This window comes from Streptacidiphilus rugosus AM-16, from assembly GCF_000744655.1.
Classification (GTDB): Bacteria; Actinomycetota; Actinomycetes; order Streptomycetales; family Streptomycetaceae; genus Streptacidiphilus; species Streptacidiphilus rugosus.
The window spans coordinates 402,389-426,832 of record NZ_JQMJ01000001.1; the positions used below are offsets into that span (position 1 = coordinate 402,389).

Annotated in this window: 22 protein-coding genes; 12 read left to right on the forward strand and 10 right to left on the reverse strand. The window is 69.3% G+C overall.

Annotated elements, in window-relative coordinates:
- Positions 1 to 29: 29 nt before the first annotated feature.
- Positions 30 to 671: a hypothetical protein gene (locus tag BS83_RS01805; RefSeq protein ID WP_198035095.1), complete on the forward strand. Its 642-nt coding sequence runs from the start codon at positions 30 to 32 to the stop codon at positions 669 to 671.
- 916 nt (positions 672 to 1,587) lie between these two features.
- Here BS83_RS01805 and BS83_RS01810 read toward each other — a convergent pair.
- Both BS83_RS01810 and BS83_RS01815 read right to left on the reverse strand, forming a co-directional pair.
- Positions 1,588 to 2,418 carry an alpha/beta fold hydrolase gene (locus tag BS83_RS01810; RefSeq protein ID WP_037599883.1) on the reverse strand — a complete coding sequence of 277 codons (831 nt, stop codon included), beginning with the start codon at positions 2,416 to 2,418 and terminating at the stop codon, positions 1,588 to 1,590.
- Between the two features lie 89 nt (positions 2,419 to 2,507).
- Positions 2,508 to 2,921: an Ohr family peroxiredoxin gene (locus BS83_RS01815; RefSeq protein WP_037599886.1), complete on the reverse strand. Its 414-nt coding sequence runs from the start codon at positions 2,919 to 2,921 to the stop codon at positions 2,508 to 2,510.
- Positions 2,922 to 3,046: 125 nt separating this feature from the next.
- Between BS83_RS01815 and BS83_RS01820 the strand changes: the two genes are divergently transcribed.
- Positions 3,047 to 3,520: a MarR family winged helix-turn-helix transcriptional regulator gene (locus BS83_RS01820; protein WP_037599889.1), complete on the forward strand. Its 474-nt coding sequence runs from the start codon at positions 3,047 to 3,049 to the stop codon at positions 3,518 to 3,520.
- Between the two features lie 300 nt (positions 3,521 to 3,820).
- On the opposite strand, the gene BS83_RS01825 is transcribed toward BS83_RS01820, so the two are convergent.
- Positions 3,821 to 4,930 (reverse strand): GAF domain-containing protein, encoded by a 1,110-nt coding sequence (locus tag BS83_RS01825; RefSeq protein WP_051942406.1) that lies wholly within the window; start codon positions 4,928 to 4,930, stop codon positions 3,821 to 3,823.
- Between the two features lie 205 nt (positions 4,931 to 5,135).
- On the opposite strand from BS83_RS01825, the gene BS83_RS01830 reads away from it, so the two are divergent.
- Both BS83_RS01830 and BS83_RS44905 read left to right on the forward strand, forming a co-directional pair.
- Positions 5,136 to 5,570, forward strand: a complete 435-nt coding sequence (locus BS83_RS01830) for a CBS domain-containing protein (protein ID WP_037599892.1) — start codon at positions 5,136 to 5,138, stop codon at positions 5,568 to 5,570.
- 126 nt (positions 5,571 to 5,696) lie between these two features.
- Entirely contained in the window at positions 5,697 to 5,954 is a 258-nt protein-coding gene (locus BS83_RS44905) for a DUF1049 domain-containing protein (protein WP_157596745.1), read from the forward strand.
- Positions 5,955 to 6,034: 80 nt separating this feature from the next.
- Here the strand turns inward: BS83_RS44905 and BS83_RS01835 are convergent, their stop codons facing one another.
- Positions 6,035 to 6,697 carry an O-methyltransferase gene (locus BS83_RS01835; protein ID WP_037599895.1) on the reverse strand — a complete coding sequence of 221 codons (663 nt, stop codon included), beginning with the start codon at positions 6,695 to 6,697 and terminating at the stop codon, positions 6,035 to 6,037.
- Between the two features lie 269 nt (positions 6,698 to 6,966).
- The gene (locus BS83_RS41220; RefSeq protein ID WP_157596746.1) at positions 6,967 to 7,365 is read right to left on the reverse strand and encodes a hypothetical protein; all 399 of its coding nucleotides are present in this window, start codon (positions 7,363 to 7,365) and stop codon (positions 6,967 to 6,969) included.
- Positions 7,366 to 7,492: 127 nt separating this feature from the next.
- On the opposite strand from BS83_RS41220, the gene BS83_RS01845 reads away from it, so the two are divergent.
- The 7 genes from BS83_RS01845 (at position 7,493) to BS83_RS01875 (ending at position 16,515) form a co-directional block, all read left to right on the forward strand.
- Positions 7,493 to 8,284: a methyltransferase domain-containing protein gene (locus BS83_RS01845; protein ID WP_037599897.1), complete on the forward strand. Its 792-nt coding sequence runs from the start codon at positions 7,493 to 7,495 to the stop codon at positions 8,282 to 8,284.
- 270 nt (positions 8,285 to 8,554) lie between these two features.
- Positions 8,555 to 11,509, forward strand: coding sequence for a helix-turn-helix transcriptional regulator (locus BS83_RS01850; RefSeq protein WP_037599898.1), 2,955 nt, complete (start codon positions 8,555 to 8,557; stop codon positions 11,507 to 11,509).
- Between the two features lie 366 nt (positions 11,510 to 11,875).
- Positions 11,876 to 13,072: an ABC transporter substrate-binding protein gene (locus BS83_RS01855; protein WP_232247989.1), complete on the forward strand. Its 1,197-nt coding sequence runs from the start codon at positions 11,876 to 11,878 to the stop codon at positions 13,070 to 13,072.
- A gap of 27 nt (positions 13,073 to 13,099) precedes the next feature.
- Positions 13,100 to 13,867 (forward strand): ABC transporter ATP-binding protein, encoded by a 768-nt coding sequence (locus tag BS83_RS01860; RefSeq protein WP_037599900.1) that lies wholly within the window; start codon positions 13,100 to 13,102, stop codon positions 13,865 to 13,867.
- Positions 13,860 to 14,582: an ABC transporter ATP-binding protein gene (locus tag BS83_RS01865; protein ID WP_037599902.1), complete on the forward strand. Its 723-nt coding sequence runs from the start codon at positions 13,860 to 13,862 to the stop codon at positions 14,580 to 14,582. Before BS83_RS01860 ends, BS83_RS01865 begins: the two co-directional genes overlap by 8 nt.
- Positions 14,582 to 15,460, forward strand: coding sequence for a branched-chain amino acid ABC transporter permease (locus BS83_RS01870; RefSeq protein WP_037599904.1), 879 nt, complete (start codon positions 14,582 to 14,584; stop codon positions 15,458 to 15,460). The genes BS83_RS01865 and BS83_RS01870 overlap by 1 nt, the downstream gene beginning before the upstream one ends.
- Positions 15,457 to 16,515 (forward strand): branched-chain amino acid ABC transporter permease, encoded by a 1,059-nt coding sequence (locus tag BS83_RS01875; RefSeq protein ID WP_063774068.1) that lies wholly within the window; start codon positions 15,457 to 15,459, stop codon positions 16,513 to 16,515. The genes BS83_RS01870 and BS83_RS01875 overlap by 4 nt, the downstream gene beginning before the upstream one ends.
- Before the next feature lie 136 nt (positions 16,516 to 16,651).
- Here the strand turns inward: BS83_RS01875 and BS83_RS01880 are convergent, their stop codons facing one another.
- The 4 genes from BS83_RS01880 to BS83_RS01895 form a co-directional block, all read right to left on the reverse strand.
- Positions 16,652 to 19,432 (reverse strand): helix-turn-helix transcriptional regulator, encoded by a 2,781-nt coding sequence (locus BS83_RS01880; protein ID WP_037599906.1) that lies wholly within the window; start codon positions 19,430 to 19,432, stop codon positions 16,652 to 16,654.
- Between the two features lie 144 nt (positions 19,433 to 19,576).
- Positions 19,577 to 20,686, reverse strand: coding sequence for a substrate-binding domain-containing protein (locus BS83_RS01885; RefSeq protein ID WP_037599908.1), 1,110 nt, complete (start codon positions 20,684 to 20,686; stop codon positions 19,577 to 19,579).
- Between the two features lie 94 nt (positions 20,687 to 20,780).
- On the reverse strand, positions 20,781 to 21,902 hold the full coding sequence (locus BS83_RS01890) for an ABC transporter permease (protein ID WP_051942412.1): 1,122 nt from the start codon (positions 21,900 to 21,902) through the stop codon (positions 20,781 to 20,783).
- 7 nt (positions 21,903 to 21,909) lie between these two features.
- Positions 21,910 to 23,472: a sugar ABC transporter ATP-binding protein gene (locus BS83_RS01895; RefSeq protein ID WP_037599910.1), complete on the reverse strand. Its 1,563-nt coding sequence runs from the start codon at positions 23,470 to 23,472 to the stop codon at positions 21,910 to 21,912.
- A 6-nt stretch (positions 23,473 to 23,478) separates the two neighbouring features.
- Between BS83_RS01895 and BS83_RS01900 the strand changes: the two genes are divergently transcribed.
- Positions 23,479 to 23,973 (forward strand): nuclear transport factor 2 family protein, encoded by a 495-nt coding sequence (locus BS83_RS01900; protein WP_232247991.1) that lies wholly within the window; start codon positions 23,479 to 23,481, stop codon positions 23,971 to 23,973.
- A 228-nt stretch (positions 23,974 to 24,201) separates the two neighbouring features.
- Here the strand turns inward: BS83_RS01900 and BS83_RS44910 are convergent, their stop codons facing one another.
- On the reverse strand, positions 24,202 to 24,339 hold the full coding sequence (locus BS83_RS44910; RefSeq protein ID WP_157596748.1) for a hypothetical protein: 138 nt from the start codon (positions 24,337 to 24,339) through the stop codon (positions 24,202 to 24,204).
- Positions 24,340 to 24,444: the final 105 nt, after the last annotated feature.

The window sequence follows — 24,444 nt, forward strand, 5'->3', positions numbered from 1 at the left end:
CATGATGCTCAGCCTACTGACTGGTAATCATGGAGATGCCGATGACGGACCATGCCCGCCAAGCCCTGCTGCTTCTACGCGATCCGGGTCTGTTCCAGTGGTACGTGGTCCCGCTGCTGCTGATAGTCATTTACATCTACGCCGCCGAGGTACAGCGCCGGAACTGGAGCATTCCTCTGGCCGGGCTGGCCCTGTGGGGCATGGACTGGTTCAACGAGATCTGGAACGCCCTCGTCTCCCATTTCACCGGTCGGGCACCCGTCTGGGGCGCGGTCGGGAAGACGGCCTACCAGATCCTGATCGGCCTCAACATCGAGATCTGCTTCATGTTCGCCATCATGGGAGTCGCGGCCGCGAAGATGCTTCCGCCCGATCCGGCCAAGCGTGTGCTGGGGGTCCCCAACCGATGGCTCCTTGCGGCGGTGAATGCCGCGCTCTCGGTCGGAGTGGAACTGCTCTTGCACGCGGCAGGGGTCCTTACCTGGGACTGGCCCTGGTGGCAGGCCGGTTGCCCCTATCTCATCTGGCTGGTCGGCTATCTCCCCTTCTTCGTCGTCTGCTTCTGGGTGCACGACATGAAACGAGTCTCGACGAAGGTGGTGACCGTTGGTGCCATCTTCGCCGTGGACGCGGCAGCGCTCGTGGTCTTCGGATCCTTGGGGTACCTCTGAGACTGGGTGCACCCATCGGGGCGGGCGGGTCAGGAGGGTGTCACGAGCCACCTGTTGTGGTCATCGCCGGCTGTATCGTCGCGGCGGGAGCAGGTACCGGAGGGGTGGCGGGCGTGTAGGCCGGTGCCACGGGGGCAGCTTGCTGGGGCAACGGCGCCTGTGGTGCCGCCTGCGACGGCGGTGATGGCTGAGGTGCTGGGGGCGTCGGTGCGGTTGCCCGAGGTGGCGGCGGGGGAGATGCCGGGACGCTCGGTGAGACCACCGGTGCGGCGGGGGCCCGGGGCGGTGTGGCCGTCCGGGTGCCTGCAGACACAGAGGCGTGGCCGGTGGGCGCGTTTGCCGACGGTGGCCCGGTCCGTACGGCGTCCTTCGCGGTCGGACGCGGACTGACGGGTCCGGCTGCGGCCGTCCGGCTTGGGTTCGCACCCGTCCTGCCACCGGGCGTTCGGCCGGGTGCGGCGGGCACCGACACGAGCCCCGTGTTCGGCTGGGAGTCGCTTTTCGGCGTGTGTGCGTAGGCCAGGCCCAGTCCGAAGGTCGTGGCGCCGGCGGCCACGCCCAGGCCGAGTGTGCTCAGGGTGACCCGGCGCAGCGCGGTGCGGCGGCGGGACACCTGTGCCTGGCGAAGGGCCCGTCCGCTGCGGGCGACGACAACCGTACGCTGCATCAGCTGACCTCTCCTGAGCGATGGCATGGCCGTGGCGGCATCGTCCGTCCTTGGATCCTCGGTGAACTGCCCGATGGGGCAGTCGGGCGTGCGTTCTGGGGGGTCCGCTCGGATTGGGCCGCTCGGTCGCCGATGCGCCGATCGAAGTGGCGCCGGGAGTGATCGCGGCCCGGTGCGCCCGGTGCCAGCGCGCCCACCTGGTGCTGGTACCAGGTGGGCGCGCCGTGCTGGGGGGACCGCCTGGGCGGGTTACTTCTGCGTGCTGCGGGCGGCGTCGATGATGAGGCCGGCGACCATGTCGGGGTGGGAGACGGCTGCGGCGTGGGAGGAGTTGATCTCGATGGTGTGGGCGTGGGCGCGCTTGGCCATGAAGCGCTCGGCGGCCGGCGGGATGGTCTTGTCGGCGTCGGCGACGAGGTACCAGCTGGGGATGGTCTTCCAGGCGGCGGCCGCGCTCTTGTCGGTGAGGGCGGTGGCGTCGATGGGCCGCTGGGTGGCGGCCATGACGGCTGCGGTGGTGGCCGGGACGTCTCCGGCGAAGGCGGCGCGGAACTTGTCGGGGTTGACGTACAGGTCGGTGCCGCTGGTGCCGTCGGCCTTGGGGTAGGACACGTTGGTCAGGGCGGTGGGCAGCTGGCTGCCGGCGAACTTGCCGAGGATGTCGTTGGCGCTCTCGCCCTTGTCCGGGGCGATGGCGGCGATGTAGACGAGGGCCTTGACCTGGGGGTCGCCGGCCGCCGCGTTGGTGATGACCTCGCCGCCGTAGGAGTGGCCGACCAGCACGATCGGGCCCTGGATGCTGTGCAGGACGCTGGCGAGGTAGGCCGAGTCGCTCGGCAGGCCACGCAGCGGGTTCGCCGGGGCGACCACCTTGTAGCCCTGCTGCTGCAGGTCCTTGATGACACCGTCCCAGCTGGAGGCGTCGGCGAATGCGCCGTGGACGAGGACCACGGTGGGCCGGGCGGTGGTGCCGGCCGAGTCGGGGCCGGGGGAGGCGGCTGACGCGTGGGTGCTCAGGAATGCGGTGGCGCCGAGAGCTGCGGTCAGGCCGAATGCGGTGGCGGAACGGCGGATCTTCATGAGAGGTGTCCTTGCAAGCGGGGCGTGGGGGTGGGGGTTTAAAACTCTTTCGGGCCCTGGCGGAGAGTCAGGGGCCCGCAGATGAGGTGTTACTCGATGACGAGCTGCACCGGGATGTTGCCGCGGGTGGCCTTGGAATAGGGGCAGAACGCGTGGGCGGTCTCCACGAGGGTCTTGCCCTGGTCACCGTGGAGGTGGTCGGGAAGCTCGACGCGGAGGGTCACCGCGAGGCCGAAGCCGGCGTCGGTGTCCTTGCCGATGCCGACCTCGGCGGTGACGGAGGCGTCCTTGGTGTCGATCTTGGCTTCGCGGCCGACGGCGGCGAGTGCACTGGCGAAGCAGGCGGCGTACCCGAGTGCGAACAGTTGCTCGGGGTTGGTCCCCTGGCCGTTGCCGCCGAGGGCGACCGGGAGGCCGAGGGCCAGGTCCAGGGTGCCGTCGGTGCTGGCGGCGCGGCCTTCGCGTCCGTTGGCGGTGGCTGCGGCGACGTAGAGCGGGTCCACGAGGTCACCTTTCGTCTTCGGGGCGGTCCGTCCGCCGTACGAACACGATAGTTGCATACAATTAAATCGTGCGCAAGGTAATCGGGTGCGATGAAAATGAAGGCTCGCGTCGTACCATCGGCAGCATGAGCCAACACCCCGCGCCGCCTGCTGCTCCCGTCGACCTCGACCAGCTCCAGCTCGACGGGCTCCTCTGCCTCGCAGTCCACTCCACGGCGCGTGCTTTCGACCGGGTCTACCGCCGCCTGCTGGAGGACCTGGACCTGACGTACCCCCAGTACCTGGTGATGGCAGCGCTGTGGCGGCACGGCCCGCTCCCGGTCAAACGGCTGGGCGAGTTGCTGCGCCTCGACTACGGCACCATGTCACCGCTGCTGAAGCGGCTCGAGGCCGCCGGCCTGGTCGCGCGCCGACGGGACCCACGCGACGAGCGGTCCGTCCTGGTCGAGCCCACTGCCGAAGGCACTCGACTTAAGGACCGGGGGAGGGAGGTGCCCTTGCGCCTCGCCCGGGCCACCGGCCTCACCTCGCAGCAGGCGGCCGATCTGCACGCCCAGCTCGCGCACCTCACGGCTGCGCTCGACGCCTCCACGGCCTGACGGGCCAGGGCGCGGCAGGGACACGGGGCAGGCGTCGCGAGCCGTCGTCCGCACGGGAGATGCTCCGGGGCCGTGACCGGGATGCGGCCTTCCATGGCGCGTACACGTCTATTACCGTGGAGTAGCCCGAGGGGCCGCTTCCCCCAGCGGACCCCAGACCGGGCTGTGCTGACGCGTCAGCACGGTGCGGGCCACTGCTACCCCCGTGGTGGCTCGCACCATCGGACGATCGCGCCCGCCTTCCCTCGACACCGCCCGGCAGAGGCGGAAGCCCCTCGCGCCGAGATCACCGGCGGCGGGCTACGGCTCTTCGGCGGCGCGGCGGCGGGAGGCGATTTCCAGTGCCAGCGCCGCGTGGTCGGCGAACGCCTGCAGAGGCGTCGTCTCCTCGGGTGTGAAGGGATGGCCTCCCGTGCGACGGGCGATCAGGAGGACGCCGCGGGGCTGGCAGGTACCGCTACCGAGCGGGGCGGCGACGGCGGGGCCGAAGCCCTGCCAGCGCGGCAGTCCGGTGATGATGCGGGGGTCCTGGCTCACATCCGTGCTGGTGGCCGTGCGGCCCCCGGTGAACGCGGCCCCCAGGAAGGTTCCTTCCAGGGGCAGCAGCAGGCCGCGGTGCTCCTCGGCGTCCAGGCCTTCGGCGTACTGCACAAAGAGGCCGTGTCCGGGAGTGGGCAGCGGTACCGCGATGGCTCCCAGGTCCGCCGCGAGGATCTCCAGGCAGGCCCGGACCAGGTCGCCGAGCACGTTCTGCTCGGGGGTGCCGGACAGCAGACGGCAGGTGATCCTGCTGCTGGCCTGCAGCCACCGGTCGCGCACCCAGGCCGTCCGGTGCAGGCGGGCGTGGTCGATTGCGACCCCGGCGGCGGCGGCGAGGACCCGCAGCACCGACTCGTCCTCGGCGTCGAACGGGGTGCCCCCGTGCTTCTCGGTGAGATAGAGATTGCCGACGATCTCGTTGCGAATCCGGATCGGGGTGCCGAGGAAATCGTGCATGGGCGGGTGATGGGTGGGGAATCCCACGGACGCCGGATCGGCCGTGAGGTCGAGGAGGTGCAGTGGCTCGGGCTGGCTCAGCAGCCCACCGGGGACGCCGTGCCCGGACGGGAACGGTCCGATCGCCGTCACCTGAGCGGCGGTAACTCCCGTGAAGAGGAAATTGGTCAGCTTCCGGTCGTCGCCGACCACGCCCAGGGCGCCGTAGCGGGCGTCCACCAGCGCCGCAGCGGACTCGACGATCTGCTGCAAAGCGGTGTCTAGCTCGAGCGCCGGTCCCAGTGACAGGACAGCTTCCAGGAGGCTGCGGAGCCGGTCCCTGGTGCCGCGTGCCTGGTCCAGGCGTGTCTGCAGCTGTGCCGACAGCCGGTCGGAGCGCAGCTGTGAGAACTTCGGCGACGGCTCCTCCGGCATGGCCTCCTCCGCCGCTGTGGTCGGTCCACCCTGAAGCCAGATTAGTCCTACCGGACGGCACCGGCGGGGTCCGTCGCCGGCGGCTGCTTCCGTCGAGCGGCGCGGAGGGCGCCTGCCTAAGGTGAGAGCGACGGCTACCGGACCGGACGATTCGACCGCAGCCGAGCGGTCGGACGGCTCCGCGCCCCGTCGTGGGAGGTCAGCCATGACCAGTGCACGTGACGTGATGCACGCAGGCGCGTTCTGCGTGGGTGAGGACGAGTCCCTTCTCGACGCAGCCCGGATGATGCGCGACCAGGGCGTGGGGGCGCTCCCGATCTGCGGGCAGGACCAGAAACTCAAGGGCATCATCACCGACCGCGACATCGTCATTCGTTGCCTGGCCGAGGGCAAGAACCCCACCTCCATGAAGGCCCGCGAACTCGCCGGGCACCTGCACTGCGTGCGGGCGGACGACGACATCGACACCGTGCTGCGCAAAATGGAGCAGCACCAGATCCGCCGCATCCCCGTGATCGACGGCGACCGTCTCGTCGGCATGATCAGCGAGGTCGACCTGGCCACCGGACACCGCGAGGGACAGCGACTCACCGACGAGCAGATCCTGGAGTTCATGGACAAGATGTACGTCAAGGCCTAACCCCTGCTGACGGCTCCGTGCCGGTCCCGGCCGGCGACTGAAGGGGGCCCGGCCGGGACCGGCACGGGGCTGGATGGCTGTCCTTTGGGGCGATCCGTTCGCCCCTCTGATGCGCAGACTCGGGGCATGGCGAAGTGGTCATGGGATGCCCGGGGCGCGACGGTGGCGGGTGTCACCGTCAGTGTTCGTGCGCTCCTCGCTGCGGCGACCGGATCCGCGGTCGTGTGGTTCGTGCTGATGAACACCGCAATGGTGGACATCCACCTGTGGGGCGTCTGCACGGTCAGGGTGCGGCTATGGGCGCTGCTCGCCGGGCTCCCGCTGGCCGGGGCCATCGGCTGCTCGCTGATCAGGCGCCGGCTGGGGGGTTCGCGAAGTGAGTAGCCAGGAACTGAGGCTGCCGCACCGGGGCGTACTCCGGCCGGACCAACGCTGGTCGAACCGGCCGGGGCGCGGTGGTGGGTTCACGGCCGCCTGAACGCGAGTGTCATTCCGTCCGCCACGGTGAGCAGCACCGCGTCGACCCGCGCATCGGATCTGACGATGTCGTTGAACGCCTGGATGGCGGCCGCGTCGCCGACCGCCCAAGAGTTCACGACCTCCCCCGAGTACAGCGTGTTGTCGATGGCGATGAGCCCGCCCGGGCGGGTGCGACGCACGATTTCCTCCCAGTAGACCGGATAGCTGATCTTGTCGGCGTCGATGAACGACATGTCGATCCATGGCTCGTCGGGCAAGGACCGAAGCGTTTCCACCGCTGGCGCCAGCCTGAGATCGATCTTTTTTGCGACGCCCGCCTCGGCCCACGCCTCGCGGGCCACATCGGTCCATTCCCGGGAGATGTCGCAAGCGGTCAACTTCCCGTCCTCAGGCATGGCCAAGGCCATGGACAAGGCGGACAGGCCGGTGAAGGTCCCCACTTCGACGATTCTGCGGGCACCGGTCAGCCGGACCAGGAAAGCCAGAAAGGGCGCTTGCTCGGGAGCGATCTGCAGACGTGGGACCTCGGGGAAGCGGCTGCGGGTGGCCTCGACGAGATGCTGCTGCACAGGATGAAGCGACGGGTTGTGGCTGAGGACGTAGTCGTAGAGCTCGGGTGTGAGAGGAGGACCCTTGGGCTCGGCCATCACTGTTCCCTTCTCTGCATCTTCTGTCCCGGGCGAAGCACGGGGCTGCCTTGGACTGCAATCCCCCTCCGTGTTGTCCGAGTATGTCCGGTGAATCCGCTCCGCTTCGCCGGGCATGAACATGACCGGTAGTGGGGCAGCGGACCGAGGCGCCGAACCTGTGCCCCTGCCGCCACTATCAAGGCTGTCCAGCATGCGCGGCGCGGCTGCCGCCGGGCTCCGTGGCACGGGAAGACCGACGAGGCGGGGACCTCAGACGGGTTCCGATCTCAGCGCCCGATCTGCTCCAGACGGCGGAACCGGGCCGCGGACCAGGTGGCGTCCAGCGACACGAGGCTGACACCGTGCCAGCCCAGTTCGACGAAGGCGGGCATGAGGGTGTCGCGGCCGAGGTCGCTGACGCCGCCCTTGCGGTAGGCGATCCAGATCTTCGCCTGGTCGGGCGCGGACGCCAGCACGGCGGGAGCATCGCGGTGCAGTTCCACCGTGTCCTCGGCGAACAGCACGATCACGTCCGCGGGCTCTCCGCTGCCGCCGCGAGGCGTGAGCTGGAGGATGGTACCGGTCGGCAGGGGAGTGAGTACGGGCGGTTCGCTGTCCGGCGCGTTGACGACGGTCAGCACGGATCCGGGTTTGACCCCGACCTTCTCAGCTGCTGTTTTCGGCATGCGGGGCTCTCTCTGCTCTGCTTTTCTGCGGGAGGGGCGGTGGCGGTGGGGTGGCGGCCCAGGGGTGGAGGAGGCCGCCGGGCCGTGTTCAGGTGGGAAGGACTCACCGAGACATCTTGGAGTGGCAATGAGCTCCGTACGCTGGGATCCCGGGCAATACCTGCGTTTCGCCAACGAACGTACTCGACCGCTGCATGACCTGCTGGCTCGGGTCCCCGTACTTCCCCGCGAACCGGCTTCCACGATCTTGGACATGGGGTGCGGGCCGGGCAATTCCACACAGGTGCTTCGGCGGCGCTGGCCCGAGGCACGGATCATCGCGGTCGACAGCTCGACCGACATGCTCGCCGCCGCCCGAACAGCGGGTGAGCCGACCGCCGACTACGTGCTCGCCGACGCCCGGCAGTTCGATGTCGCCGCCGTGATGCCCGACCTGATCGTCAGCAACGCGATGCTGCATTGGGTCCCCGACCACCGCGAGCTCCTTCTCCGCTGGGCGGCCGCTCTGCGTCCGGGCGCAAGCCTCGCTGTGCAGGTTCCCGGTAACTTCACCGCGCCGAACCACACCCTGCTTGCCGGGCTCACCCGCACGCGGCGCTGGAACAGGGTCCTCAGCGGGATCATGGATGGATTCAGCGTCATCGAGCCGGCCGAGTACGTGGAGACCCTGGCCGGCGCCGACTGCACGGTCGACGCCTGGGAGACCACCTACAGCATTTTGCTCTCCGGCCCCGACGCTGTCCTCGAATGGGCGATGGGGACCGGTCTGCGGCCCGTGCTCACCCGGCTGGACGACCCCGAAGAACGGGACCGCTTCCTTGCGGCATACAGCGCCCTGCTGCGCGATGCCTACCCGGTTGGCCCGCATGGCACCGTCTTTCCGTTCCGGCGGATCTTCGCCGTGGCCACCCGCCGATAGCCGATAGTGCCCTGGGCGGGACGCGGCCGCGGCGCCCAGGGGGCTGTTGCCGCACTCGGATGAACGGCGGCCACGCCTGCCTCTTCCGGCCGGAGACTGAGGGGGCGGGTGCCGCGGATGCGCCGGCCAAGAGCGCGGAATACCCTCGAAAGGAGTTTGCAAGATGGCGGTGATGCAGTGCCCACACATGGCGTGCCTGCGCGTCCAGGTAGTCCTGCATCCGACGGGCCGGCCGGGCATGTACCCGTGCCAGGGGATGAGCCGTCCGGGGTGGACTTGCCAAGGGCGTCGTGGTGGGGCACGGAGTTCGTCGGGCGGGGCGCTGAACTGGCCCAGTTGGATCACTGTGCGGCGCAGGCCGTGGGTGGCGTCCCCTGGGTCGTGGCCCTGGAGGGTGAGGCGGGAATCGGCAAGACCGCGCTGGTCCGCTACTTCCTCGGCCACAGCGGTCACAGCTTCCGGACCTGCTGGGCTTCCGGCGACATGGCCGAAATCGACCTGTCCTACGGAGCCCTCGATCAGCTTCTGCGCCAGCTTCCGCCCGGCACGCCCGGCCTGCGGGAGCTATTGGCAGCCCTCGGCCCACGCGCCACACCCATAGCCGTCGGAGCCGACCTTCTGGCCGTGCTCGCCGCCGCGAGCGACGACAAACCCTTGGCCCTCGTCCTCGATGACCTTCCGCTGGTCGACCATCTGTCTCGTCAGGTCCTCGCCTTCATTCTTCGCCGCCTCTGGAGCGAACCCATCCTCCTCGTCGCCACCGCCCGCACCAACGACGGCGACCGGCAGGGCATCACCGAGCCGGATACCACCAAGCGCGCCCATGGCAGGGACGGCGCCACGTCGGCCACCGGTGCGGTCGCCTTCGACGGCGCTGCCACGGTGAACAGTGGCCTGCTCGGCGACCATTGGAGCAGTCTGTGGCGAAGCGTCGAGCATGTCACGACCCTGCACCTCACGGGCTTGGCCGCCGCCGAGACCGACGGTGTGGCCGAAGCCGCCGGCGCGACCAGCTTGAGCCGCGCAGCCCTTGACCGTCTCTGGCAGCACACCGGCGGTCACCCGCTCCACCTGCATTCGCTCCTCACCGAAGTACCCAGAGCCGCACTGGCCGACATGGGCCGGCCGCTCCCCGTCCCCTCTACCCTGGGTGCGGTCGTCCAGCAGACCCTCAACCACCTCCCCGCCGATGCCCGCCACCTCGTGGAAGCACTCGCCGTACTCGACACCTCGGTGCCACTGACCCTGGCCGGCCAGCTCGCCGCCGTCGACGACCCCACCCGTGCGCTCGGACCGCTTCTGGCCGCAGGGTTGGTCTCCTGGGACCCCACCGATCCCATCCCCCCTCTGCAAATCCACCACTCGCTCCAGCGCGACGCTATCTATCAGGCCATCAGCCCCGTCCGACGGGTGGTTCTCCACGAGGCGGCCGCCGGCCTCGTCCCCCCCGACCAGGCATGGGCCCACAAGGTGGCCGCTGCGACGGCCACTGATCCTGATCTCGCCGACCAACTCGCGCAGGAGGCGGCCCGGCAAGCAGCCGACTCGCGCTTCGAACGGGCCAGCACTTTGGAGCTGTGGGCAGCTGACCTCTCACCCGCCCGCGACGGCTACGAAGCACACCTACTCGCAGCCACCGCCTATCTCCTCGGGGGCTACGCCTACAAGCGTGCGAGTACGCTGCGCAGCGCCCTCGAAGGCTGTGCGCCTACCCCCCTGCGCGATACGCTCCTTGGTCAACTGGCATCCATGTTCGGGGATTTCCCCACCGCCGAACACCACTTGACGCGCGCCCTTGCCGCTTCCCGCGACGAGGAGACCACGCTCCTGGCGGAAATCTTCCTGGGCGCGTTCCACGTCCTGCAAGTCGAAGGAGCCAAGGCCATCCCGATCCTGCACCACGCACTCCAACGGCTGCCAGCCGACAGCCCTGACGCCTACTACGCCTGGGGGCGGCTCGGCACCTCCGTGGGCTACACTGAGGGTCCCGCCGCTGGCCTGCGCGTCTTCGCTGAGGCCCACCTTCCCGACGCTGCGGCTAGTGTCCCGCCCAGTGCCAGCGCTGTTCTGCGGTACCGCGGCACCCTGCGGGTGCGAGCCGGCCGACTCCAGGCCGGCTCCGACGACCTCACCACCCTCATCGCACGGGAACAGACCACCGATGGCATTCCCATCTACGTGCTGGAGTACTACCTACTCGCCTTCGCGCGCTACCTCGCCGGATACTGGGACGACGCCCTGATCCGCGCTGATCAAACCGTGCTCGTAGCCGACACCACCGGGCAGTATTGGGGGATGTCACCGGCATACGCCGTGGCAGCGATGACGCATGCGCAGCAGGGCCACTGGGCCCAGGCCCAGGCCGCTCTGGCCGACTGCCGGTACTGGACTGCCACGGCCTTCCCGCGGCTCAACGGCATCTACCCGGTCTTCGCCGATGCCGTCATCGCCCACGCCCAGGGCGACCGCACCGCCACAGCAGACGCCCTGCGTGCCCTGGACGACTTCTCGACGGTCGCCCCCGGACTGCGCAGGGTCTGGGCCGCCCTGTGGCCGCCCCTCCTGGTGGAGTCGCTCACCGACTCCGACCATCCCGCCCTCTTGGATCTCCAGCGAGCCGAGGACGCCGTCGCCGAGTTCGACCGTGTCGCCCACGACGCCCCGGCTCTGGCCACCACCGCCTGCTGGTTGCACGGCCGCCTCGCCGCCGCCCGCCACGACACCGCCACATCGCTCACCTGTTACCGAGCGGGTCTGGCGATCTCCGCAAGCGAAGGCGAGGACATCCCCTTGCATCGTGCCTTCCTCCACCACGACCTCGCCCGCCAACTCCTGACCACGCGCACTCCCCGCGACCGCAACGACGCCGTCGACCATCTCCGACACGCCCACCGCGCCTACATCAGGTTCGGCGCCCATCCCTACGCCGAACGCGCCGCTGCCGACCTGGCGGCCCTCGGCGCGTCCGACTCGGCCTCCGCCCCTGAACGCGCCTCGACGGCGGCTCTCGCGCAACTGACCGAACGTGAGCAGGCCGTCGCGCACCTTGCGACCCAAGGGCTCACCAACCAGGAAATCGGTCACGAACTCTTCGTCAGCCCGAAAACCGTCGAATACCATCTGAGCCACGTCTACGCGAAACTCAGCGTCGCCAATCGCCGCCAGCTCCGCAAGACGTTCGGCCCGCTGTCACCCACATCTGCTCGCCCGCTCTCCCGTCATTGAGCGACCAGCCGGTCTGCGGGTGAAAGGCCTACCGCTCCGAACCGCCGCTGGCGCCGGTCTTCGCCGACCGGCATCACCGCCCACGGCCACAGGCGCGGCCGAACCGGCCACCCCGCCCTCCTCCACTCGCACCGCTGTTCCGGGTCCGAAGGCAGTCCGTGCGTCGACCGGGCGAGTGATTGGCACCCGTAGACCGTTTGGGCCTGCCCTTCCGGGCGGACTAATCACCGAGCGCGAGATTCCGGCCGCCCTGGAGGCGTAGTGAGACTGCACCTGTGCGTGGGAGCTGTACTGACAGCACTGTCCGTCACTGTGACATCAGCCTGCACTGGCTCCGGAGGATCGCCTTCGGGTTCCACCCCGGGAGTGACCGCGACCACGGTCACTGTCGGCGGGCACGCCCCGTTGACCGGCCCTGCCGCCCCGGGCTTCATGGACTACCCGGTCGCGATCAGAGCGTATTTCGACTACGTGAACGCCAACGGCGGGGTCTACGGCCGCAAGCTCGTCTACGACTACAAGGATGACGCCTACAACCCTTCGAAAACTGTTGCAGTGGTCCACCAGCTGGTGGAGCAGGACAATGTCTATGCGATTCTGGCCGGCATCGGAACCCCGACGCACAGCAAGGTCGTCGACTATCTCAACGCCCAGCATGTCCCCGACCTCTTCGTCTCCTCAGGCTGTCTTTGCTGGAACCAACCCGGCTCCCTTCCCTACACCTTCGGGTTCCCCACCGATTATGTCCGCGAAGGAAAAATCCTGGGATCTTACGTCAAGAGCGCGTTTCCCGGGAAGAAAATCGCCTACTTCAGCCAGAGCGGCGACTTCGGCGAGAACGGGGTCAAGGGCCTGGATACGGTCCTTCCGCCCTCCTCCGTCGTCTCCCGCCAGACCTATGAGCCCGGGGCCATCGACATCACCCCCCAGATGACGGCCATTGCCCAGTCCAAGGCCGATGTGATCATCGCCTTCTCGATCGGGTCGGCCACCGCGATGCTCCGCCTTGCGCAGCTCAAGTTCGGCAACACCGCGCAGTTGGTGGTGAGTTACCCGGGCTCCGACCCGGTCACGCTCTCCAAGCTCCTCGCTTCCTACACCAAGCAGGGCGGCACCGCCGCGCAGGGGAACGCGCTCATCCAAGGGATGATCACCGACGCCTACCTGCCGCCTGCGACAGATACGTCGAACAGTTGGATCGCCCTCTTCGACAAGGTCCGCGCCCAGTACGCCCCGTCACTGCCTCTGAGCACCACGGTCCTGTCCGGCATGGCGGAGGCCTACACGTTCGTGCAGGCACTGCAGCGGGCAGGGAAGAACCCGACACGTCAGTCGATCGTGAACGCCGTCGAGCAGGGCGGCTTCACAGGTCCGGGCCTGGTCTCCTTCGCGTTTAGCAAGAGCTCCCACGCCGGATACGCGGGGAGCCAGATCGCCGTCGTCAAGGGCAATGGACTCGCCCTCCAGGGTCAGCCTCTGATCACGGACGACGGAACAGGGCCAGTCACCCCGTACGCGTCGCCGCCCGCCACAGCCCCCGCTCAAGGCATCCCGTCCCCGTGAGTCCAACGACCAGGAAGTGGCGGTCCGATGGAGCCGATGTTGGAGGTCTCCGGGGTGACGGTGCGGTTCGGCGGTGTGGTCGCACTGGACGGAGTGGACCTGTCGGTGCCCGCCGGGCAGGTGGTCGGTGTGATCGGCCCGAACGGTGCGGGCAAGACCACGCTGTTCAACGTGATGTGCGGGCTCGTCAGGCCCCAAGCGGGAAAGGTTACCTGGAAGGGCCGACGACTTCACAACCACCGGCCGCACCAGTTGGCCCGGCTCGGCGTCGCCCGAACCCTTCAGGGCCTCGGCTTGTTCCCGAACCTCTCGGTACTGGAGAACGTGGTGATGGGCGCCACCACGCAAGCTCGGACCGGCCTGGTGTCGGCTCTACTGGCACTGCCCAGGGCAGATAGCGAGGAAGCCGCGCTGCGGGAGCGGGCGATCGAGACGCTCCGAGATCTGGGCATCGGCACGCTGGCCGACAAAGCAGTCGGCGCGGTGGACCACGGTGCCCGGAAGCGGGTGGTGCTGGCTCGTGCCATGTTGAGCCGGCCCGAGTTGCTGCTGCTCGACGAGCCGGCGGCCGGGCTCTCCGAGCGGGATATTGCGGAGCTGGCCGCCCTGCTGCCGGGGCTGGCCCGTTCGGTGGTGCTGGTCGAGCACAACATGGACTTCGTCATGTCGGTCTGTCACGACGTGGCCGTGCTGGACTTCGGGAAGCTCATCGCCCGCGGTACGCCTGACGCCATCCGCGGTGACTCGGCCGTGATCGCAGCCTACCTGGGCAGGGAAGCCGACAACAGTGCTTGAGACGGACCGGCTCACCGTGGACTACGGTTCCGTGCGCGCCCTCGACGACGTCACGCTTCGGGTGCCGCGCGGCTCCATCACCGCCGTGCTCGGAGCCAATGGCGCGGGCAAGACCACATTACTGCGGACTGTCAGCGGTCTGGAGCACCCGGCGTCGGGCAGCGTCACTTTCGCAGGAGAGCCGATCCACGGACGTCGCGTCGAGGACATCGCCCGTCTCGGGCTCGCACATCTGCCGACCGGACAGGGCATCATCGGCGAGCTGACGGTGGCGGAGAACCTTCGGCTGGGTGAACTGATCTCCGGTGACGCGCCAGGCGTGCGACGCGAGACGCGGGACCGGATCTTCGGCATGTTCCCGGCGCTTCGGGAGCGCCGGTCCAACGCGGCGTCCTCGCTGTCTGGCGGCGAGCGGCAGATGTTGGCCCTCGGGCGCGCCCTGATGACCCATCCGCGTCTGCTGCTCCTGGACGAGCCGTCCTTGGGACTGGCTCCCCGCGCGGTCGCTCAGATCATGAACGTACTGCGGCAGTTGCAGGGGTCGAGCGGTCTCACGGTCCTGTTGGTCGAGCAGAACGCCAGAAGTGCCCTCTCCATCGCCGACCGCGTCGTCGTCCTCAGCCTGGGCCGAGTCGTCATCGACGAGGACGCCGCCGCGGTGGTCGCCAACCCTCGCATGGTCGAGCGGCTCCGCCACGCCTACCTGGGGTTCTAGTGCTGCGATTCGTCAACCTCACCCTTTCCGGCATCACGGACGGGATGATCTTCGCAACCGTCGCGCTGGCCCTCGTCATGATTTTCCGCTCCACCAGAGTCCTCAACTTCGCCCAGGGCGACATGCTGATGATCACCACCTTCATCGCGTGGACCGTCCAGAACGAGACCAGGTCTTACTGGCTGGCGCTGGGGGCCGCCCTGCTGGCAGGTGCGGCCTTGGGTGCCCTCACGGAGCGTGTGCTGATCCGGCCGCTGGAACGGAAGCCAGGGCTGAACGCGCTCATCGTGACCCTGGGAATGGCCAGCCTGCTCAGCGCCATTGCGGGAATGATTTGGGGCGCGCAGCCGCGCTCTTATCCACCGCCGTTCAGCGTCCAGGGCTTCTCGGTCGCTGGCTCCCGACTGCTGCTGTCGCCCACCGACGTCTTCACCATCGCCATGGTGGCGATCACCATGATCGCACTGGTGCTGCTCTTCCGGCGCACGACGTTGGGACTGCGGATGAGAGCTGCGGCGCTCGCTCCCGAGATTGCCAGGATCCTCGGAGTGCGAGTCGGACGGATGCTCACCACCGGGTGGGCGTTGGCAGGGCTGATCGGTTCTCTGGCCGGAGTGCTGACGGCGCCCTCGCTCTTCCTAGGACCGAACCAGTTCGACCCGGTCCTGGTCTACTCCTTCACCGCGGCGATCATCGGCGGGCTGGACAGTCCGGTCGGGTCGGTGGTCGGCGGGTTGCTGCTGGGATGCACGGTGAGTTACACGTCCGGGTACGCGGGCTCGGAGATCTCACCGCTCGGCGCCTGCGCGGTGCTGCTGGCGGTGCTCGTCGTCCGCCCGTCCGGCCTGTTCGGCACGAGCACCGCGAGAACGGCATGAGCCGCACACGCGTCGCGCTGGTGCACCTCGTGAAGCTGACGCTGGTCCGCCACTCGCTGACCGCGCTCGCGGGCCTGGCTCTTGTCTTCCTGGTCAGCGGGCAGCTCTCGCCCTACCGCGACCTCCAGGCCGCGCAAGTCGCCTACACGCTCTGCGCGACCGCCGGACTCACCTTCATGGCCGGGCTGAGCGGGCAGGTCTCGGTGGGGCAGGGCGCGCTCATGGCCGTCGGCGCCTACACCACCGCGTTGCTGATCGGCCATCTCCACTGGGCTTTGGCCGTGGTCCTGCTCTGCTCCGCGGCCGTCGCGGGAACCGTCGGACTCGTCCTGGCCGTGGCGGCGTCCCGGCTTCGAGGGGTCTACCTGGCGACCGCGACTCTCGCTCTCGCGGTCGGCCTCCCGGCGCTTGCCGACTACCCCGGCCTGAGCGGTGCCCTGCAGGGCGAGAACGGGCTGACGGTCAACACCTCGGCCCCGCCGGCCGGGCTGGGCCCGAACTTCCCGCTGGAACGCTGGCAGGCGTGGGTCAGCGGCCTGTGCGCCGTCCTCACTCTCTGGTTCCTCGCGAACCTCCAGCGAAGCCGCTACGGCCGACTGATGCGTGCCGCCCAGGACGACGAGTCGGCGGCAGCCCTCAGCGGGGTCCGCATCGCCCGATTGCGCGTCCTGGCCTTCGTCATCGCAGCGGCCTGCGCAGGTCTCGGCGGCGGGCTGCTGGCCTGGGTCAACTCGCTCGCCGCGCCAGGGGCCTTCACGTTGGACCTGTCCATCGCGCTGCTGACAGCCGCGATCCTGGGCGGGGTCGGAAGCCTGGCCGGTGCCGTGTGGGGTTCGCTGTTCCTCGTGGTGATCTCGTCCTGGACCTCCGGCCTCTCATCCAGCAACCAGCTGCCGGCCAACGTTGCCGACAACCTGCCAGGTGCGATCTACGGCGTCGTCCTCATCGTTGTGATGCGGGGCTTCCCCGGCGGCATCCAGCAGGGTCTGCGCCGCCTCGGCGCCCGGCTCGCCAGGAGGGTCCTGATAAGTCGTCGTACCGAAGGTGGTCGCTGAGTCTCCGTAGCTCAGGAATGCGGACCGTGGGGCCGGAGACCGCACCGATCAGGCGCCTCGTCCCGGTCTCGACTCCTCGCGTCGGCGCCGCCCCAGTCCTGCTGGAGGGAGATCCGTGCCGGGTCCGCTGCCCCACTCAGTGACTGCTGAGAGTGGTGCGCAGCTCGCGACGGGAGGCGACACCGAGCTTGGTGAAAACGTGAGCCAGGTGGTATTCGACGGTCTTCGGGCTGACGAAGAGTTCGCGGGCGACTTCCCCGTTGGTCAGTCCGGTGGCCACCAGCCGGGCGATTGTCTGTTCGCGGTCGGTCAGCGCCGTCGTGGCGGATGCTGGCCCGGTGGCCAGGTGGTCGCCGCCGGCGTCCAGATCGCGGGCGACCCGTTCGGCGAAGGGTGCCGCGCCCAAGGCGCCGAACCGCTCGTGGGCGGAGTTGAGCTGTTCCAGGGCGCGCGGCTTGTCGCCCGAGGCCAGCAGGAGCCGACCCAGTGCGTGCTCCAAGCGGGCCCGGTGGAACGGGACGTCGCCTTCGCCGGACGGCTGGGCCAGGCCCGTCTCGTAGGCCTCCCGGGCAGCGTCGGGCAGGCCGTGTGCTTCGGCGAGCTGTCCGGCGGCCCGTGCGGCGGCGAGACGCAGGCTCACCATGTCGGCGGCAAGGGCTTGAAGGCGCTCCAGGGTACGCTCGGCTGCGGGCAGATGTCCGGTGTCGGTCAGTGCTTCGACCTCCAGAGGGAGGAACCACATCTTGGCGGCGATGTAGGCGCCCGCGGTGGGCCGGGCGAAGACCGGTTCGAGTACGCGGTACAGGGCCTCGGAGTCGTCCTGGGCCTGGGCCAGCGCTGCCTCGGCGCGCACGGGGTAGACCCAGTCCCGTTCGGGGGCCGCTGCGCCCTGGACCCATTGCTGGCATGTCCGCAGGTGCTCGCGAGCCGCTGCCCAGTGGCCCCGGCCGGCGGCCAGGACGCAGGCGATTGAGTGGGCGCGGGCGGCGGCGGGCAGCGCGCCGTCGGCCACCGCGACGGTCATCGCCTGGTCTGCGGTGCCGGCGGCCTGATCCCACAGGCCGAGCTGGTACTGGCAGTCGGCGAGGTAGCTGAGCCCGGCGGTGCGCATGTAGCCGACTCGGGCGCGGGGCCGGCCGAGGGTGGTGGAGAGATCGTCGAGTGCTCTGCGCAGGTCTCCTGATTGTTCGCGGAACACGCCGCGGCAGACGGCCAGCATGCCCTGTTCGTCGGGGACCTTGTCCGCAGGGTCGGGCAAGTGTGTCTGTTCAAGTACGGTCAGGGCTGCCTTCGGGCCCTCGAGGAAGGCTTTGCAGCAGGCCAGTCCCCAGTAGGCCTCGATGGCGGCGCGAGGGTCGAGACCGCCCTGCTGCACGGCCGGCCGCAGCAACTGGGCTGCCTCCTCGCAGCGGACCAGGAGGGCGTACATCGTGCCGAGGTTCACTCTGGCCACCGCCTCGACCAGTTCCGCCCCCTCTGTGTGTGCCTGTTCGATGGCCTCGTGGTAGAGCCTCTCGGCCGTGGGCAGCTCGCCACGCCAGTGGGCGTAGCGGGCCAGCAGACAGGTTCGCAGGGCGCTGGGGGCGCAACGTTCGACCGCCTCGCGCAGAGCGGCGGTCCGGTCGCGGTCGTAGGTGGGCATGTAGCTCAGATGCATGGTGGCGGTCAGTAGCCTGCGTTCCACCTCGGCTCGGGTGGTGGAGAGTTCGGCCGCCCACAGCAGCAGAGTGGCGGCGCGGTCGGCGTGGTCGGCGGCGGCCTTCCGATGTGCCTCCTGCTCGAGTTCCCGGGCCAGTTCCGGGTCGGCGCTTCCCGCGGCGGCCACGCGGTGGGCCCAGGCGGCATCCTTGTTCACCAGCGGGACGGCCGCCCGGTGCAGCGCCTGGCGTTGCGGGGGAGGCAGGGCCTGGTAGACGGCGTCGCGCTGGAGCGCATGGTCGATCTGCACGGGACAGGAGGGGTCGGTGGGCCACCAGCGCACCAGCCCGTCGGCCAGTGCCGGTTCGAGAGCCTGGGCGGGGTCCTCGATGTCGGCCAGTGCTCCGGCCCAGGCCAGCGGGACGCGTGCGTCGAGTACCGAGAGTGCTTCCACGAGGGCGCGGGACTCCGGTGGCAGCCCGTTCAGCACGGAGCGGACGGTGGCTGTGAGCGAGCCGGGCACGGCGAAGGTGTATCCAGGGTCGGCCAGCCGGCTGGGCTCGGTGGTGGTCAGGACGGAGCGCAGGTAGAGCGGGTGGCCGCCGGTGTGCCGGCAAAGGCGCTGGGCGGCGGGCAACGGGAGCGTCTCACCGCTCAGCTCCGCGGTCAGGTGGATCACATCGTCGGTGTCGAGGCCGGTCAGATGGATGAGCTGGGTGTGCTCGACGGCTCGGATCAGTCGCTGCCAGGCTGTGGCGTCGTCGAGCGAGGGCGTTGCCGGCCCTGCGCCGCTGCGTGCTGTGAGGATCACCAGCACGCGATCGGCCCACAGGCGGCGCAGCACGAACCCGAGTGCTTTGACGGAGGCCTCGTCGGCCAGTGGAACGTCGTCGACGACGATCACTACCGGGTTGGTCTCCTCCAGTGTGCCGAGGAGACCGATCAGCTCGGCGCCCACGGCCATGGGGGCGGTGGTTGAGTCGACGCCTTGGACGAAGAGCGGGAAGTCCTTGAGTGTTCGCGGTTCGATCCGCCGGACCAGTTGCTCGATCGCCCCGAACGCCCAGTCCCGCTCGCTTGCGTCGCACCAGGCGTACAGGACGGTGAAGCCCTCCAGATCGCGGAGTGCGCGGCGTACCAGTGCGGTCTTGCCGATCCCTGCATCGCCGGTGATGACGGCGACGGAGGGCACCCCGGAGCGCGCGTCGTGAACCGCTTGGCGCAGCAGGGCGATTTCGGCCTCGCGGCCGACAAAGCTGTCCGCGTTTGGCGAGTCCATGGCAGACTCCTCGCTTCTGGTGCGTTCGACTCCGTACGGATGGGTATCCCGACTTGTCACCGTCACCAACAACCCATTGAACATTCAAACCCCTGTTGACGGGATTTCTCAATGGGGGCCGTCTTCCCTGGCGGTTCGGACGGGTCACTTTTGCCAGATTTTCCGGTACGCCTCCTGGTAACCCTGCGGGTTCCAGGACTCGGCTCCGCCGGAGTTGGCCGCCGTAATGATCTTCACGGGTGCGACGTAGCCGCTGGGCGGCCGGCCGGCGAAGGAGCGGTTGAACTCGTCCACGATCTGCCAGCCCTGCTCGGTCAGCGGTTCGGGCACGGTGGCCGCCTGGAATTGCTTGCTGTTGATCCGCTGGAAGGCCGAGGGGTCGCCGTCGCCGGCCCCGATGTTGTGGGGGCTTCCGCCGCCGTTCTTTCCGGCTGCGCGCAGAGCGGCTGCGCCGTCCGCGAAGTAGAGGTCGTTGATCGCGACGGAGTAGGTCCATCGGTTGCCGAACCGTGACAGCAGTGAGGAGACCTCCTGGGGCATACGGGTCACCGCGTCGGTGATTGGGATGTTCTCGTAGCTGAGCACTTGTGTGCTCGCGCAGCTTGTGAGCTCCTTTTTGATGAGCTGGCTCTTGTTCTCGGCGAAGGGGATCGAGGAGTCGGTGAAGACGACCACGCCGGCGTGGCCGCCGGACTTGGCGATGATCCAGTCCGCGCTCAGCCGGGAGACGTCCTCCACGCGAGTGGTGATGTTGTCGAACAAGCGGGGGTCGGCGCTGGGTCCTGGGTTGTCGACGGCGTGCCAGCCGATCAGTGTGATTCCCGCCGCGTTCGCCTGCGCGACCTGTTGGGCGGTGCCCCGCGGGTCGAAACCGCCGATGACGATGCCCGACGGCCGCAGCGCGACGGCTTCGCTCATTGCCGCCTGGAGTCCGGTCGGGGTTCCTTGCCCGTCGATGACGCGTACGTTCCAGCCGATCGTCTGCGCGGCCCCCCGGACTCCTGCAGCCACGCCGGCCACTCCGGGGTTGGTCATGGTTTCCGCGACGAACACCAGGGTCTTGCCCGGCATCGCTCGCGGTCCGGTTGTCGGGCCGGCCCACGGGGTGGTCACGTTCTCGGCCTGCGCGGTCGCCTGATCGGCTCGTGCCATCGCGGAGGCGCATCCGGTGCCGGTTGCCGGCCCGCCGGAGCCCGAGCCCGACCCGCAGCCTGCGGTCGCCACAGCCGTGCAGACGGCGACGGACAGGCTCATCAGAAGTACGCGGGCGCGGTCCAAGCGGGAGCCTCCAAACCAGCCTGGCGGGCGACGGAAGACATGACGGACAGGCGCACCAAAACATGACAATCTAACCACTGTTTGGTGCGTCCGGCGGTGACGGCGCGGGCCGGTCGGCCCGCGCCGTGGTCGTGGGCCGCCCGCCAGGTCCCCGGCCCGTCGATCCGGCGCGCTCCGCCCGCGTCCCGGAGCGCAGGCGGCGGCGCCTCACCGACCCGCCGATGGCCACCGCGATCAGCAGGATGATGCCGTTGAACAAGGGCGTGGCCCAGAAGGCGGCCCCCAGCTGGCCGATACCCGCCAGGCCCTCCGCCAGGATCGCGACGGCGAAAAGGGTTCCCAACGCGTTCGGTCGACCGGGTTTGACGGTGGTCGAGCCCAGCAGCGCACCCACGAACGCGGGAAGCAGATAGTCCATGCCGATGGTGGGGTTGCCCAGCTGCTGCTGCGCGGCGAGCAGCACCCCGGCGAAGCCGGCGACCAGCCCCGCACCGACGAACGCGTAGATGCCGTAGCGTCGCGTGGGGATGCCGAGAAGCCGTGCCGCGCGTGGATTGGAGCCGATCACGTACATGTACCGTCCGAGCGGCAGGCGCTCCAGCATCGTCCACAGCAGCGCCGTCAGCGCCAGGACGTACCACCCCGGTACCGGCAGTCCGAGCCAGGTGGCGTCGTACAGCGCGATGAAGCCCTGAGGCAGCCCTGTCGGCGACGGCACGATCCGGGCGCCACCGGTGATCCAGCCGGTGAGGGCGTACAGCACGCTGCCGGTGCCCAAGGTGGCGATGAACGAGTCGATGTGCGCGAACTCCGCAAGCAGGCCGTTGGCCAATCCCACCACCCCCCCGAGCAGCACGACGACGAGGCCCGCCGCCTGCCAGGGCCAGCCCTCCTGCACGATCAGTTCGAGGGCCACGACATGGGCGAAGCCCAGTGCGAAACCGATCGACAGATCGAACTTGCCGAGCACGATCGGGATCATCGCCCCGAGCGCGAGCAGGGCCGACACGCCGTTGTTGGACACGATCGCGGACAGATTGGCGTGTGTGGGAAACGTGTCGGGCAGCGCCGCGGAGAACCCGGCGAACAGCGCCACCCCGAGGGCGGGCAGGCCGTAGGCCGCCATCAAGTGCCAGGCTTCGTGCCGTTGGGCCGCGACGCGCGTCGGAGAGCGCGATCCTGGGGGCGTCATGCGCGCCTCACCTTCCGTCCTCATCCGCAGCGGGGGCGGCGGACGGGGGAGCAGTCATCGAAGTGGTCCGGACCAGCGCCGACACGCTCAGCGCCGGGCCGGTCAGCTCGGCCGCAACCTGCCCGCGCACGAACACCAGCACGCGGTGGCAGACGCGCACCAGCTCCTCGAAATCGCTGGAAACCAGGACGACCGCCAGTCCCGCCGTGACCTCTTCCGCGAGGAGTCGGTGGATCTCCGCTTTGGCGCCCACGTCCACGCCTGCGGTGGGTTCCTCCAATACCATCAGCCGCCGCCGCAGCCCGAGCCACCGCCCGATGACCACCTTCTGCTGGTTGCCGCCCGACAACGTCGCCAGCGGCGCTTCACTGTTGCTCGGGCGCACACGGAAGCGCTCGATCAGGGACGATGCCCCTGCCCGCTCGTCGCGGGGCCGGATCCACGAGATCGTCCGCCGTCCGGTGGCGCGCGGGTTGGGGAACAGGTTCTCCCGCACGGTCAGATCCAGCCCGCCTCCCTCCTCCAGGCGGTCTCCCCCCACGAAACTCACTCCCGCGCCCACCGCCTCGGCGACCGACGCCGGACGGTACGGGCGCCCCGCCAGCCGCAGGTCGCCCTCTGCCAGCGGCACCAGCCCGGCAAGCGCCCGGCCCACGCTCTCATGCCCCGCCCCCGTCAGGCCGGTCATCCCGACCACCTCGCCCGGTAGCACGTCCACATCGACCGGTCCGGCCACGGGCGTGCGCACCCGCCGCACCCGCAGCAGCGCGGCGCCCCCGGTCGGTGCCGGCGGCGCCTGATAAGTGGTGAGTTCCTGCCCCACGATGTCGTGGAGCAGCCGCGTCGGGCCGTGGACGGCGAGTGCCCCCTCGCGCAACAGCTGTCCGTCGCGCAGCACGGCGAAGCGGTCGGCTACCTGGTACACCTCGTCGAGCCGGTGGCTGACGTACAGCACCGCACGCCCCCGGTCCCGCAGCCGGTGCAAGGCTCGGAACAGCCGGGCGCTGTCGACCGCCGACAAGCTCACCGTCGGCTCGTCCAGCACGACCAGGTCGGCGTCGGCGGCCAGTGCCCGGGCCACGGCGACCATCGACCGCTCCGCGCGCGAGAGCTCTCCCGCCCGGGTGCGGGGATCGATCCCCTCCAGCAGACCCGTGAGCACATCCGAGCCCTGCTCCTGCACTCGCCGCTGGGAGATCAGCCCCTTCGAGCGGGGGTACCCGAGGCCCAGCGCGATGTTCTCGGCCACGGTCATCCACTCCACCAGCGCCGGATCCTGGTGCACGAACGCCATTCTCCGCGCAGCCGCCCGGGACCCCAGCCGGTCACCCGCCACCCACACGTGGCCGGCGTCCGCGTGGTGGATCCCGGCCAGGATCTGGATCAGCGTCGACTTGCCCGCCCCGTTGGGCCCCACCAGGGCCAGGACGCTGCTGCCGGCGATGTCCAGGTCCAGCCCGTCCAGCGCCACCGTGCCGCCGAACCGCTTCCCGAGTCCGCGTACCCGCACCAGCGGCGTCCCGACTCTGCTTGTCGCCGTCACCCACGTCAGCCTAGGTGCCCCTGACATCCGGCGATGGCCAAGACGCGCCGTCCGATCGCACCCGGGGGATCGCCACGGTGGCCTGAAGGCCCCGGTTCGGTGGAGCTCGCCCGGTGGCTGCCGCCGGTCGGCCTTACGCTGAGCGATATGAGTGATCCTGAGAAGAACAAAGCGACAGTACGGGCGTTCTATGACCTGATGTTCAACCAGTGTCGGCCGGCCGAGGCCATCGCCCAGTACGCCGGGGACACCTACACCCAGCACAATCCACATGTCGCGGACGGAAAGCAGGCGTTCATCGACTACTTCGAACGCATGGCGGCCGAGTACCCGGGCAAGCGCGTCGAATTCAAACGCGCCTTCGCGGACGGCGACCACGTCGTGCTGCACTGCCACCAGTTCTGGCCCGGTGAGGAGTACGCAGGCATCGACATCTTCCGCCTCGACAGCAACGGCAAGATCGTCGAGCACTGGGACGTGCTGCAGGTCATTCCGGTCGCGTCCAAGAACGACAACACCATGTTCTGACACCCGCCCCGCCGCGGCGCGGCCGGGGAGGACACCGGGGCAAGGCCACGCGCGTCGCCCGCCGCTGGTGCCTGCAGGCCCAGCCCGCAGGCGAGTTCACCCGTTCGTGGAATCCAGCGCTGCCAGGAGTCTCAGTTCCTGTTGGACGACATGCTTCTCCACCGCGCGCAGGAACGTGTCGGCGGCATCGCGAAGTGCGTGGGCGAAGGCGAGATCGTCCGCGTCGCGCTATGTGCCCGGACAGAAGACCGTCAGCGCCATGCTCTCGCCCCGTATGCGGATGCAGGGGCCGAAGTCCTCGTCGTCGGTCACGATGACCGGGGTCTTGGCCAACGGGTGAAAGTCCACGCTCGTCTCAGCGTCCATGATCCCTCGCAGGGGTCGTGTCGGTCCAGGGAAGCATGAACACGCTAACAAGCGCGCCGGGGGAGGGGCGCTGATGGGCAGACATACGGGCGGTGCCACGGCGTG